We start from the raw sequence: 12,020 nt of genomic DNA, 5'->3' as shown, positions 1-12,020 counted from the left end.
CGCTGGTGCGGGTTCTCGCCGTAGCGCAGCAGCGACGAGCGCCGCCAGCTGCGTCCGAACCAGGGCGGCAGGAAGTCCGGCGCATCACCGTGCTCGGGTGCGAGCACCGACCCCATCCAGCCGGCCACCGCGAGGTCGTATTCGGCCGTGTGCCGGAACGCCAACGCCGCCAGCTTCTTTCGCTCCTCCAGGGTGAAACCGCCGCCGCGCACGGCGGCGAGCACGCCGTCATAGCCCAGCGGCTCGACCACCACCGCCACGCTCGCGTGGTTCTTGGCCGCCGCGCGCACCATCGACGGACCGCCGATGTCGATCTGCTCGACGCACTCGTCGATCTCCGCACCGGAGTCCACCGTCTCACTGAACGGGTAGAGGTTGGCCACCAACAGGTCGAACGGCTCGACCTTGAGCCGCTCCAGCGCGGCGAGGTGCTCGGGGTTGCGGGTGTCGGCCAGCAGACCCGCGTGGATCATCGGGTGCAGGGTCTTGACCCGGCCGTCGAGCACCTCGGGGAATCCGGTGACGAACTCCACCGGGGTGACCGGAATGCCTTTGTCGGCAATGACTTTGGCGGTCGAGCCGGTGGAGACGATGGCCACCCCGGCCTCGTGCAGTCCGCGGGCGAACGGGATCAGCCCGCTCTTGTCGTACACGCTGATCAGGGCGCGGCGGATGGGCCTGCGCCCGATCAGGGTCCGTGCGGTCATGCTGGTCTCATCCTAGGGTCGCCTTTCTTCCCGTCCAGGTCACACCGCGGGTGACCAGCTCGGCGAGCACGTCCACCAGAAGCCGCCGCTCGACGACCTTGATCCGTTCGTGCAGGGCCTGCTCGTCGTCGCCGTCGTGCACGTCGACGGCCCGCTGGGCCAGAATCGGGCCGCTATCGACGCCGGCGTCGACCAGGTGCACGGTGGCACCGGTGACCTTCACACCGTAGTCCAGCGCATCGGGCACCGCGTGCGCCCCCGGGAACGCCGGCAGTAGCGCCGGGTGGGTGTTGACCACCCGGCCGGCGAAGCGGGAGAGGAACTGCGGGCCAAGGATTTTCATGAAGCCCGCCGACACCACCAGATCGGGGGTGTGGGCCGCGGTCGCGTCGGTGATCGCGGCGTCCCAGGACGCCCGGTCGGGGTGCTCGGCCAGCCGCACGGTGAAGGCCGGCAGGTTCGCGGCGGCGGCGATCTCGGCCGCGTGGCAGTCACGGTCGGCGCCGACGGCGACCACCCGGGCCGGGTAGTCCCCGACCGCGGCGTCGAGCAGCGCCTGCAGCAGCGACCCGGTTCCCGAGGCCAGCACCACCAGCCGGGCCGGCGCGCAGGGCGGCACGCGGATCGGCTCGGGCACGGCGTCGAGCCTAACGGGGGTCGACTTCGACGTCGCGGTCCTCGTCGACGAACATCAGGTCCTCGACGTCCTCGGCGTCGGGCGCCGGGGTGACCACGGGGGTGACCACCGGCGGTGGGGCGGGCTCAGGCGGGGGCTCAGGCTCCTGCTCGCCGGAGGTGACGTCGTCGTCACGTTCGACCGCGAGGGCGGCGGTGGCGTCGCTGTCGGAGTCGGGCTCCGGTTCGGGATCAGCCGGCTCGGGCTCGGCGGCCGGCTCGGCGGCTGGCTTGGTCGCGGGCTTGGTGGTGATGCCGCCGGCCATCACCACCGTCAGCGCGCCGATGACGAAGAACCACAGGAAGACCGCCGGGCCGAAGGTGGCCTGGTCGACCCCGACCCGGCCGAAGTTGCCCAGCCGGCCCCCGGCGGCCCAGCCCAGCACGGCCATGATGACCGCGGCCAGCAGCGACGCCACCGCCAGCTTGGCGAACGCGGCGCGCCTGGGCAGCGGTCTGCGGGCGCACTGCTGGCCGATCGCCACGGCGGCCGAGGCCCCGACGATCAGCAGCGCCACCCACACCGGCCCCAGCGGCGGGGTGGGGGCCGCGGCCAGGATCGGCAGCGCGGGGATGTCCCCGCCGAACACGGTGAACGCGCTGAAGGTGGCGAACCCGATGTGCGCGCTGGAGCCCACCGCGATCGCCGCCGCGCCGATCACGACATTGGGGAGATACAGCAGGGACAGCGCGGTCAGGCTCAGCTGGCCGAAGAACGAGTCGGTGATGCCGAACAGTTCGTGCATGGTGCCCCAGTGCACGACCAGCGACGCGGCCACCACCGCCGCCGAGAGCACCAGCAGTGCGGCCACCCCGACCAGCGCCGGGCGGATCGCGTCGGTCACCCAGACCGGAAGGCCCGCGCGGGTGAGCACCCGCCGGCCGACCCGCGACCCCACGCCGAACAGCGCGCCCAGCCCGTGCACGGCGGCCACCGCGGCGAACGCCCCCAGCGCGGCGGGGGTCTGCAGGTCGGTGATGACCGACGCCGCGTCGTGGACGACCGCCAGCGCGATGGCCGCGATGAGCAGCGGACCACCCACCGCCGAGGCCACGATCCAGCGGATCACCAGCCACGACCCCTGCGCGGGTGTGATCCGCGCGGTGTCGCGGGCGGTGGCCCAGACCATCGCCGCCACCGGCACCAGCGGCAGCACCCCGATCTGCTGGCCGGCGATCGTCACCGGCACCAGGTGCACGGCCAGCCACATGCTGGCCACCGCACCCAGCGTCCCGGTCAGGTCGCTGTCGGCGACGACCAGTTGCAGCAGCGTGAGCGCCGCGATGACGACGAGGGCGACCAGTGATGGCCCGAAGGCGACCCGAACCAGGTCACGCGGCTGCGGCGCGCCGGGTGCCGTTCGGGACCTGTCCTCCATCCGGGGTGGGCGGGAAATGACCGTCGATCAGGAGGGTTCGGAACCCGACCGGTGACGCGCCTCCGGCTCGGGCTGCGGGGACGGCGACGGGGATGGCGTGGGCCGGTTCTCGGCGGCGGGGAACCCGGTGGGCGGGGTGGACGGGCCGTCTCCGGAGTCGAAGCCTGAGTCGAACCGAACCGGGCCACCGTAGGGATAGCCGCCCGGCTGACCCGGCTGGCCCGGCTGGCCCGGCGGGTAGTAGTACCCCGGCGGCGGGCCGTACTGCCCGAACTGCGGGCGCGGTGCGGGCGGGGTGATCACGCCGGTCTCCAGCAGCAGCGCCCCGACCGCGGCGATCGCCTGCAGCACCGTGAAGGCCAGCACCAGCCACAGCGCCCAGCCGATGGCGAAGCCGGTGGGCCGGTTGACCATCTGGCCGATGACCAGCAGCACGCCCAGCACGGCGGCCACCGCCGTCACCGTGGTGTAGGACTTGGCCCTGGGCAGCAGCGCGACCGCGGCCAGCAACGCGGCCAGCAGCGCCGCCACCGTCCAGTAGCTCAGGCCGCTGGCGGTGAACTCCGCCCCGCCGAACGGCCCGATGTCGGTGTTGATGCTCAGCAGCGGACCGAAGCTGGCCAGGTAGGCGGCGATGCCCAGGACCGCCACGGCGGCGGTCAGCAGCGCGGGGGTCTTGGAGGGCCGGTTCGGGGAGGGCGGGAAACCCGGGGCGAACGGAGCACCGTAACCGCCGGGCTGTGGCGGGGTCGGATAACCCGGGCCGGACGGGGTGGCGCTCGGGTACGTCCCCGGGTAAGTCATGGTCTCTCCTCACGGTGCCGGACCTGACGTCCGGACCTACGCTAGCGCACCAAAGCCGCGCCGCCGCCGAGCGCGACGGCCGCGCCGCACCGGCGCGCTTGCCCGCGGCAATAGAACACGTTCTAATTCTGGGCATGGAATACGGCCTCGTCCTGTTCACCAGCGACCGCGGCATCACCCCGGCCGCGGCGGCCACCCTCGCCGAGGACCACGGGTTCGCCACCTTCTATGTCCCCGAGCACACCCACATCCCGGTCAAGCGCGAGGCCGCCCACCCCGGCACCGGCGACGAGTCGCTGCCCGACGACCGCTACCTGCGCACCCTGGACCCGTGGGTCAGCCTGGCCACGGCGTGCTCGCTGACCTCGCGGGTGCGGCTGGCCACCGCGGTGGCGCTGCCGGTCGAGCACGACCCGATCAGCCTGGCCAAAACCATCGCCACCCTCGACCATCTGTCCGGCGGGCGGGTCCGGCTGGGGGTCGGGTTCGGCTGGAACACCGACGAACTGGCCGACCACAACGTGCCGCCCGGCCGGCGGCGCACGATGCTGCGCGAGTACATCGAGGCGATGCGCGAATTGTGGACCGCCGAGGAGGCCGCCTACGAGGGCGAGTACGTCAGCTTCGGGCCCAGCTGGGCCTGGCCCAAGCCGGTGCAGCCGCACATCCCGGTGCTCGTCGGGGCGGCCGGCACCGAGAAGACCTTCGCCTGGATCGCCCGGTCCGCCGACGGCTGGATCACCACGCCGCGCGACTTCGTCATCGACGAGCCGGTGCGGATGCTGCAGGACACCTGGGCGGCCGCCGGGCGCGACGGCGCGCCGCAGATCGTCGCGCTGGACTTCAAGCCGGTGCCCGAGAAGCTCGAGCACTGGCGGGAGATCGGGGTGACCGAGGTTCTCTTCGGCCTGCCCGACCGCTCGGCCGACGACGTCGCCGCCTACGTCGAGCGGCTGGCCGGCAAGCTGGCCGCATTGCGTTAGGCGGCCACCGCGCGGTTGCCGGCGTCGACGTGGCGCACGGTGATCCGCGCCCCCAGCGGCTCTCCCCCGCTGAGCAGCCCGACCAGGTCGGGGTCCTCGCTCAGCGCCAGGAAGCGGCTGCCGTCGGCGTCCAGGCGCCCGACGATCAAACCGGTGCGCACCGGCCAGTCGTAGCGCACCGTGTACGTCTCCACCGTCGCCGCACCCTCGGCGCGGCGGGTCACCGCGACCTTGGGGCGCGCGGCGACCTGCGCGCTCAGGTGGGCACTGTCGTGCGGCGACCACTCGGCCGCATCCGTGCAGTACACCCCCACCGAGTACTTGCTGAGCACACCGCCGTTGGCCGCGACGAGACCGAAATCGCCTGGGCTGCTGCGCATTCGCTGCACGGTCTCGGCGATGGCGTGCAGCGAATAGCTGTTGCCCGGACCGCCGAAGTAGGGCAGCCCGCCGGTCAGGGTCAGTCCGCGCGGGTCATCACCGGCCACCCCGGTGCCGTCGCAGAAGTTGAACACCGCCACCGGAAAGCAGCTGTAGATGTCGAAGGTCGCGACGCCGTCCGCGCCCACCCCGGCCATCCGCAGCGCCTCGTCGACGGCCAGGATCGACGCCGAGTTGTAGCTCAGGTCGGCGCGGTCGAGCAGCGACTGGTCGACCACGTCGGCGTGGCCGCGCAGATACACCCACCGCTCGCGCGGCACGCCGAGGCGGCGGGCGGACTGCTCGGACATCAGCAGCACCGCCGCGCCCTGGTTCACCTGATCGCGGGCCACCAGCAGCCGCGGGTAGGGATCGCAGATCATCCGGTTGCCCGGGCCGACGGTGAGGAGCTCCTCGACCGACCGCCGCCGCGGGGCCGACGCGTACGGGTTGGCCGCGGCGACGGCGGTGAACGGGGCGAACAGCTCCGCCATCGCCCGGCGGTAGTCGCTCACGCCCAGCCCGACCCGGCCGCGGCGGGCGTTCTCCAGCAGCCCGTACTGCGCGGGCGCGCCGATCATGCCGTGGGCGACGGTGTAGTCGTCGAAGAGGCCCTCGTAGCCGTAGCCGCGGTCCTCGAGCTGGCCGGCGACGGTCTCGGAGTGGTCGGGCTTGTCCGGACGGTCGGCGAAGTAGCGCAGCGTGGACCCGTTCTCCGAGCCGAGCACCAGCACCACGTCGGCGTCCCCGGCCGCGATCGCGGCGGCGAACTCGGTGACCGCGTGCTGCGGGCCCTGTCCCCCGATCGGTTCGAGCACCGCGCGGCGCGGCGCCGCGCCGATCCGTCCCGCCACCGAGCGCGGGTAGTTGTTCGACGCGCCCAGCGGCGTGGGGGTGCGAGCGGAGATCTCGAACTGCCGCAGCCCCACCACGGTGTCGATCGCCTCGGCCACCCGGGCCGGGTCGGCGCCGGTGTCCTCCAGAGCGGCGCGCGCGGCGGCGGTGGCCAGTTCCACCGACGAGCATCCGCGGTAGTCGGGGTCCTCGAGGCGTTCGGTGAACTGGCCGACGCCGACGAGCACCGGCGTGCGCGCACTCACCGCGTCGTCACGCGCCGGTCAGGATTTCCCGGGCCAGCGCGGCGGCCGCCGACGGGGTCCTGCCGACCCGCACCCCGGCGGCCTCCAGGGCCTCCTTCTTGGCCGCCGCCGTTCCCGACGAGCCCGACACGATCGCGCCGGCGTGGCCCATCGTCTTGCCCTCCGGTGCGGTGAACCCGGCGACGTAGCCCACGACGGGCTTGCGGACGTTGGCCTTGATGTAGTCGGCCGCGCGTTCCTCGGCGTCGCCGCCGATCTCGCCGATCATCACGATCAACTCGGTCTCCGGGTCGGACTCGAAGGCGGCGATCGCGTCGATGTGGGTGGTGCCGATGACCGGGTCGCCGCCGATGCCGATCGCGGTGGAGAAGCCGATGTCGCGCAGTTCGTACATCATCTGATAGGTCAGCGTGCCCGACTTGGACACCAGCCCGATCGGTCCCTTGCCGGTGATGGTGGCCGGGGTGATGCCGACGAGTGCCTCATCGGGGGTGATGATGCCTGGGCAGTTCGGCCCGATGATGCGGGTCTTCTCGCCCTTGGCGACGTTGTAGGCCCACGCATAGGCGGTGTCCTGCACCGGGATTCCCTCGGTGATCACCACCAGCAGGCCGATCCCGGCGTCGATCGCCTCGATGACGGCGTCCTTGGCGAACTGCGGGGGCACGAACGCGATCGACACGTCGGCGCCGGTCTTGTCCATCGCCTCGGCGACCGAGCCGAACACCGGCAGTTCGACGGCGGCACCGGTCTTGCCCGTGTGCGACACCGTCGTGCCGGCCTTGCGCGCGTTGACCCCGCCGAGCACCTGGGTGCCGGCCTTGAGCATCAGCGCGGTGTGCTTGGTCGCCTCGCCGCCGGTGATGCCCTGCACGATCACCCGGGAGTCCTTGTTGAGGAAGATCGACACGGCTAGGCCTTCTTTCCGGCGGCGAAGGCGAGTGCGGCGGCTTTGTCGGCGCCCTCGTCCATGGTTTCGGCGAGGGTCACCAGGGGATGGTTGGCCTCGGCCAGGATGCGCCGGCCCTCGTCGACGTTGTTGCCGTCAAGGCGGACGACCAGCGGCTTGTTGGCCTCTTTGCCGAGCATCTGCAGCGCCGCGACGATGCCGTTGGCCACCGCGTCGCAGGCGGTGATCCCGCCGAAGACGTTGACGAACACGCTCTTGACCTGAGCGTCGCCCAGGATCACGTCCAGACCGGCGGCCATCACCTCTGCCGAGGCGCCGCCGCCGATGTCAAGGAAGTTGGCCGGCTTGACCCCGCCGTGCCGCTCGCCGGCGTAGGCGACCACGTCCAGGGTGGACATCACCAGCCCGGCGCCGTTGCCGATCACCCCCACCTCGCCGTCGAGCTTGACGTAGTTGAGGTCGTGCTGCTTGGCCTTCAGCTCCAGCGGGTCGGTGGCCGCGCGGTCCTCGAACTGCGCGTGGTCGGGGTGGCGGAAGTCGGCGTTGCCGTCGAGGGTGACCTTTCCGTCCAGCGCCAGGATCTGGTCATCGGGCGTGCGCACCAGCGGGTTGACCTCGACCAGGGTGGCGTCCTCGGCGACGAAGACCTCCCAGAGCTTGGCGATCGTCACCGCCGCGGCGTCGAGCACCTCGGCGGGCAGGTGGCCCTGCTCGGCGATGGAGCGGGCGAAGGCGACGTCCACGCCTTTCACCGGGTCGACCGGGACCCTGGCCAGCCGGTCGGGCTTGGTGGCCGCGACCTCCTCGATGTCCATGCCGCCCTCCACCGAGCACATCGCCAAATACCGGCGGTTGGCCCGGTCGAGCAGGAAGGAGAGGTAGTACTCCTCGGCGATGTCGCTGGCCTCGGACACCAGCAGCTTGCGCACGATGTGGCCCTTGATGTCCAGGCCCAGGATGGCGGTGGCGTGGGTGAAGGCGTCCTCGGGGGTCGCCGCGTACTTCACCCCGCCGGCTTTGCCGCGCCCGCCGGTCTTGACCTGGGCCTTGACCATCACCGGCCGGCCGATCTCGGCGGCGATGGCCCTGGCGTCCTGGGCCGACTCCGTCACCCGGCCCGGCGTGGTGGGCACGTTGTGCTTGGCGAACAGTTCCTTGGCCTGGTACTCGAAAAGGTCCATGGCTGCCTTTCAGGCGGAGTCTGTGTCGGGGGTGACTTTATACATCCCGCCCGCGACCGGCCCGGCCCGGCCGATAGCGGTGATCCACGTCACAATCCCGGGCCGAATTTCGGTACGAGTTGCCACTCAGGTCTCAATTTGGTTACCTTTTCCCGGTCTAGATAACGCTTTGGTCACGACGCAAGGATTTGGTTTTGACGCAGTTACCGACGGTTCCCCATCCGCTCGACGCGACTGACGAGATCGACCAGAACACGAACACCGGCGTCGAGTCGTGCGCGGGCGGCGATCGCCCGCTGTTCAGCAGCACCGAGATCACCGACATCCTGCCGCGCACCCCGCAGCACCGCCGCCAGCCCACCAGCGCCGCCAAGGGGCGCGCGCTGATCGCCGCGATGGCCGCCGGCGCGGCCGCCGCCGCGGCGTACACGATGGTCGCCGCCCACCAGCCGGTCACCACCCGCACCGTGCTCGCCGCTGAGAAGACCTCGCTGACCGCGCCGGCCCCGCCGCGCGGAGTCCAGCTGATCGCCGTCAAGCCCGCCGCGAACGCCGCGGTGCATGCCGAGGAACTCGCCCGCGCGGCGGCCTACGCCGCCGAGCGCGCCGAGCGCGAGGCCCTGCTGCAGCGGCCGCTGGTCGTCCTGCCCACCAAGGCCCTGTTCACCTCCGGCTTCGGCTACCGCTGGGGCGCCCTGCACGACGGCATCGACCTGGCCGGCCCGGTCGGCACCCCGGTCTACGCGGCCGCCGACGGGATCGTGAAGGAGGCCGGTCCCACCAACTCCGGCTACGGCGCGTGGGTTCTGCTCCAGCACGCCGACGGCACGGTCACCCGCTACGGACACATCAACTCCTGGCAGGTCCAGGTCGGCCAGCGGGTGTTCGCCGGTGACGAGATCGCCACCATCGGCAACCGCGGCAACTCCACCGGACCGCATCTGCACTTCTCGGTGCTCCTCGGCGGCTCGAACGCCACCGACCCGGTTCCGTGGCTGGCCGCCCGCGGCGTCTCGGTGGGTCCCTACACCGGCTGAGGTCCTACTAGAGCTTCTGCAGCGGCGCGTGGTTGTGCATCAGCTTGACCCGCCCGGCGCTGCCGAAGTCGATCAGTGACATCGCCGACTCGCCGCTACCGGACACTTCCTCGACCCGGCCCAGGCCGTACTTGTCGTGGTTGACCCGGTCTCCGGGGTGCAGCACCAGCAGCGGGCGCTGCTTGCCCGTGGGCCGGACCGCCGGCCGTGACGGTCCGAACCGGCCCGCGGCGGGTCCGGGGTCGGTTCGCCGCCAGTCGATGAGGTGCTGGGGGATCTCGGCGAGGAAGCGCGACTCGGGGTTGAGCATCGGCTGTCCCCACGACGAGCGCACCTTGGCCCGGGTGAGATAGAGCCGCTGTCGTGCGCGGGTGATCCCGACGTAGGCCAGCCGCCGCTCCTCGCTCAGTTCGGTCGGGTCGCCCAGCGCCCGCATGTGCGGGAACATGCCGTCCTCCCAGCCGGTGACGAACACCACCGGGAACTCCAGGCCCTTGGCGGTGTGCAGCGTCATCAGGGTGACCACCCCGGCGTCGTTCTCCGGAATCTCGTCGGAGTCGGCGACCAGCGAGACCCGCTCGAGGAACTCCGCCAGCACACCGGCCGGGGCGTCGGCTTCGTCGGTCTCCCCGGGAGCCGAAGTGGCGGCGGCAGTGGCAGCAGCGGCATTAGCCCGGTCGATGCTGAATTCGTGTGCGACGCTGACCAACTCGTTCAGGTTGTCCAGCCGGGCAAGATCCTGGGGGTCGTTGGAGTTCTCCAGCTCGGTGCGGTAGCCGGTGCGCTCGAGCACCGCCTCGACCAGGTCGCCCAGCTCGTCCGCGGCCCGGCCCCGCAGGTCCTCGAGCAGGTCGACGAAGCCGGCGATCGCTTTCTCCGAGCGGGTGTTGAGCATCGGCACCGTACCCGCCGCCGCGGCGGCCAGCGCCTCGGCGAAGGAGCACCCGGTGGTCTCGGCGTAGACCGCCACGCACGCCTCCGCGCGGTCGCCGATGCCCCGCCGCGGGGTGTTCAGGATCCGGCGCAGGCTCACGGTATCGCCGGGGTTGTCCAGCACCCGCAGGTAGGCGACGACGTCGCGGATCTCCCGGCGCTCATAGAATCGGACCCCGCCGACCACCTTGTAGGGGATGCCGGCGCGGATGAAGACCTCCTCCAGCGCCCGGGAGGAGTTGTTGGTGCGGTAGAACACCGCGACGTCGTCGTAGCGGTGCGCGCGGTCGGCGAGTTCGTCGATCTCCGCGGCGACGAAGCGCGCCTCGTCGTGCTCGTTGTCGGCGACGTAGCCGACGATCAGCTCGCCGTCACCGGCGTCGGTCCACAGCTTCTTCTCCCGCCGGCCGGTGTTGCGGGCGATCACCGCGTTCGCCGCCGACAGGATGGTCTGGGTGGAGCGGTAGTTCTGCTCCAGCAGGATCGTGGTGGCACTGGGGAAGTCGCGCTCGAAGTCCTCGATGTTGCGGATCGTCGCGCCGCGGAAGGCGTAGATCGACTGATCGGCGTCACCGACCACGCACAGCTCCGACGGCGGCACGGCGTCGGTGTCGGACGCCGCTGTCCCGACCAGTTCGCGGACCAGGACGTACTGGGCGTGGTTGGTGTCCTGGTATTCGTCGACCAGCACGTGACGGAACCGGCGCCGGTAGTACTGCGCGATCTGCGGGTGGGCTTGCAACAGCGCGACGGTCTCCCCGATCAGGTCGTCGAAGTCCAGTGCGTTGGCCGCGCGCAGCCGCCGCTGGTACTCGGCGTAGACCTCGGCGACGATCCGGGCCAAGTCGTCGCCGTCGGGTTCCAGGGCCCCGGCGGCCTGCGCGGGGGTGGTCAGTTCGTTTTTGAGGGTGGAGATCGCATTGGCCAGCAGCCGCGGCGTGTACCGCTTGACGTCGATGCCCATGTCGCGGCCGATCATCAGCAGCAGCCGGCGGGAGTCGTCGGCGTCATAGATGGAGAAGTTGGAGTTCAGCCCCGCCAGCAGTGAGGCCTGGTTGCGCAGGATCCGCACGCAGGTGGAGTGAAACGTCGACACCCACATGTTCGCCGCGCGCGGGCCGACCAGCGCGGCCACCCGCTCGCGCATCTCGGCGGCGGCCTTGTTGGTGAAGGTGATCGCCAGGATCTGCCCGGTGCCGACGTCGCGGGCGGCCAGCAGGTGGGCGATCCGGCGGGTCAGCACCGCGGTCTTGCCCGAGCCCGCCCCGGCCACAATCAGCAGCGGGGAGCCCTCGTGCAGCACCGCCCGGCGCTGCTGCGGGTTGAGCCCGTCGAGCAGTTCGGCGGCGCCGCCGGGAGCCTCGGGCAGGTGCACGGTCATCGCCTCTCAACCTACCGCCGCCGGGCGACCGCCCTTTGCGTAGGCACGCCACGGGATGGCACACTCTTCGACGTGCAGATGCAGCGATTTTTCGACGGGTACCGGTTCACGGTGCCCGTGGAGGCTTAGCTGCTCAATTTGTCAGCCCCGCGGTCCGCAGCCGGATCCGGGGCTCGTTCTTTCGTTGAGGCCCGGACCGGATGAGACCAGAACCCCCCGAGGAGAACGACGAGATGAACACCGACGAACTCACCGAGTCCGGCATCGACGCCCTGCGCGCCGAGATCGACCGCCTCGACGCCGAGATCCTCGCCGCGGTCCGGCGCCGCACCGAGGTCTCCCAGCAGATCGGCAAGGTGCGGATGGCCTCCGGTGGCACCCGGCTGGTGCACAGCCGCGAAATGAAGGTCATCGAGCGCTACAGCGAGCTCGGCCAGGACGGCAAGGACCTGGCGATGCTCCTGCTGCGCCTGGGCCGCGGCCGGCTCGGGCACTGACGCCGGCCATCAA

At 71.4% G+C, this 12,020-nt stretch carries 10 protein-coding genes and 1 pseudogene; 3 read left to right on the top strand and 8 right to left on the bottom strand.

Going from position 1 to position 12,020, the window contains the following annotated elements:
- The 4 genes and pseudogenes from purH to ACKOB8_RS07260 all read right to left on the bottom strand — a co-directional run.
- Positions 1-707, bottom strand: a pseudogene (gene purH, locus ACKOB8_RS07275) (bifunctional phosphoribosylaminoimidazolecarboxamide formyltransferase/IMP cyclohydrolase); the annotation flags it as partial.
- Positions 708-714: 7 nt separating this feature from the next.
- The gene (gene purN, locus ACKOB8_RS07270; RefSeq protein WP_526376548.1) at positions 715-1,344 is read right to left on the bottom strand and encodes a phosphoribosylglycinamide formyltransferase; all 630 of its coding nucleotides are present in this window, start codon (positions 1,342-1,344) and stop codon (positions 715-717) included.
- A gap of 10 nt (positions 1,345-1,354) precedes the next feature.
- The gene (locus tag ACKOB8_RS07265; protein WP_526376547.1) at positions 1,355-2,761 is read right to left on the bottom strand and encodes a cell division protein PerM; all 1,407 of its coding nucleotides are present in this window, start codon (positions 2,759-2,761) and stop codon (positions 1,355-1,357) included.
- A 27-nt stretch (positions 2,762-2,788) separates the two neighbouring features.
- Complete coding sequence (locus ACKOB8_RS07260) at positions 2,789-3,565, bottom strand: DUF5336 domain-containing protein (protein ID WP_526376546.1); 777 nt, start codon at positions 3,563-3,565, stop codon at positions 2,789-2,791.
- A gap of 134 nt (positions 3,566-3,699) precedes the next feature.
- Here ACKOB8_RS07260 and ACKOB8_RS07255 point away from each other — a divergent pair, with 134 nt between their 5' ends.
- The gene (locus ACKOB8_RS07255; protein ID WP_526376545.1) at positions 3,700-4,548 is read left to right on the top strand and encodes an LLM class F420-dependent oxidoreductase; all 849 of its coding nucleotides are present in this window, start codon (positions 3,700-3,702) and stop codon (positions 4,546-4,548) included.
- Here ACKOB8_RS07255 and ACKOB8_RS07250 read toward each other — a convergent pair.
- From ACKOB8_RS07250 to sucC, 3 genes are read right to left on the bottom strand one after another with little or no spacing between them, the layout of a single operon-like run.
- A complete protein-coding gene (locus ACKOB8_RS07250; RefSeq protein ID WP_526376544.1) occupies positions 4,545-6,068 on the bottom strand; it encodes an acetyl-CoA acetyltransferase in 1,524 nt (507 codons plus the stop codon). The two genes, ACKOB8_RS07255 and ACKOB8_RS07250, sit on opposite strands and share 4 nt — an antisense overlap.
- 7 nt (positions 6,069-6,075) lie before the next feature.
- Positions 6,076-6,978, bottom strand: coding sequence for a succinate--CoA ligase subunit alpha (gene sucD / locus ACKOB8_RS07245; RefSeq protein ID WP_526376543.1), 903 nt, complete (start codon positions 6,976-6,978; stop codon positions 6,076-6,078).
- Between the two features lie 2 nt (positions 6,979-6,980).
- Positions 6,981-8,159: an ADP-forming succinate--CoA ligase subunit beta gene (gene sucC / locus ACKOB8_RS07240; protein WP_526376542.1), complete on the bottom strand. Its 1,179-nt coding sequence runs from the start codon at positions 8,157-8,159 to the stop codon at positions 6,981-6,983.
- A gap of 194 nt (positions 8,160-8,353) precedes the next feature.
- Here sucC and ACKOB8_RS07235 point away from each other — a divergent pair, with 194 nt between their 5' ends.
- Positions 8,354-9,196: a M23 family metallopeptidase gene (locus ACKOB8_RS07235; RefSeq protein ID WP_526376541.1), complete on the top strand. Its 843-nt coding sequence runs from the start codon at positions 8,354-8,356 to the stop codon at positions 9,194-9,196.
- Between the two features lie 7 nt (positions 9,197-9,203).
- On the opposite strand, the gene pcrA is transcribed toward ACKOB8_RS07235, so the two are convergent.
- A complete protein-coding gene (gene pcrA, locus ACKOB8_RS07230; protein ID WP_526376540.1) occupies positions 9,204-11,510 on the bottom strand; it encodes a DNA helicase PcrA in 2,307 nt (768 codons plus the stop codon).
- Positions 11,511-11,710: 200 nt separating this feature from the next.
- On the opposite strand from pcrA, the gene ACKOB8_RS07225 reads away from it, so the two are divergent.
- Positions 11,711-12,007 carry a chorismate mutase gene (locus ACKOB8_RS07225; RefSeq protein WP_526376539.1) on the top strand — a complete coding sequence of 99 codons (297 nt, stop codon included), beginning with the start codon at positions 11,711-11,713 and terminating at the stop codon, positions 12,005-12,007.
- Positions 12,008-12,020 lie beyond the last annotated feature (13 nt).

This window comes from Mycobacterium sp. (assembly GCF_046091765.1).
Taxonomy (GTDB): Bacteria; Actinomycetota; Actinomycetes; order Mycobacteriales; family Mycobacteriaceae; genus Mycobacterium.
The sequence above is the reverse complement of the archived record's forward strand: the minus strand, read 5'-3'. Positions and strand labels throughout refer to the sequence as shown.

Bases quoted from the DNA above. Each gene is read 5' to 3' on its own strand.
- ACKOB8_RS07225 (WP_526376539.1), top strand. From the start codon at position 11,711: ATGAGACCAGAACCCCCCGAGGAGAACGACGAGATGAACACCGACGAA.
- ACKOB8_RS07255 (WP_526376545.1), top strand. From the start codon at position 3,700: ATGGAATACGGCCTCGTCCTGTTCACCAGCGACCGCGGCATCACCCCG.
- ACKOB8_RS07265 (WP_526376547.1), bottom strand. From the start codon at position 2,761: ATGGAGGACAGGTCCCGAACGGCACCCGGCGCGCCGCAGCCGCGTGAC.
- ACKOB8_RS07260 (WP_526376546.1), bottom strand. From the start codon at position 3,565: ATGACTTACCCGGGGACGTACCCGAGCGCCACCCCGTCCGGCCCGGGT.
- sucC (WP_526376542.1), bottom strand. From the start codon at position 8,159: ATGGACCTTTTCGAGTACCAGGCCAAGGAACTGTTCGCCAAGCACAAC.
- pcrA (WP_526376540.1), bottom strand. From the start codon at position 11,510: ATGACCGTGCACCTGCCCGAGGCTCCCGGCGGCGCCGCCGAACTGCTC.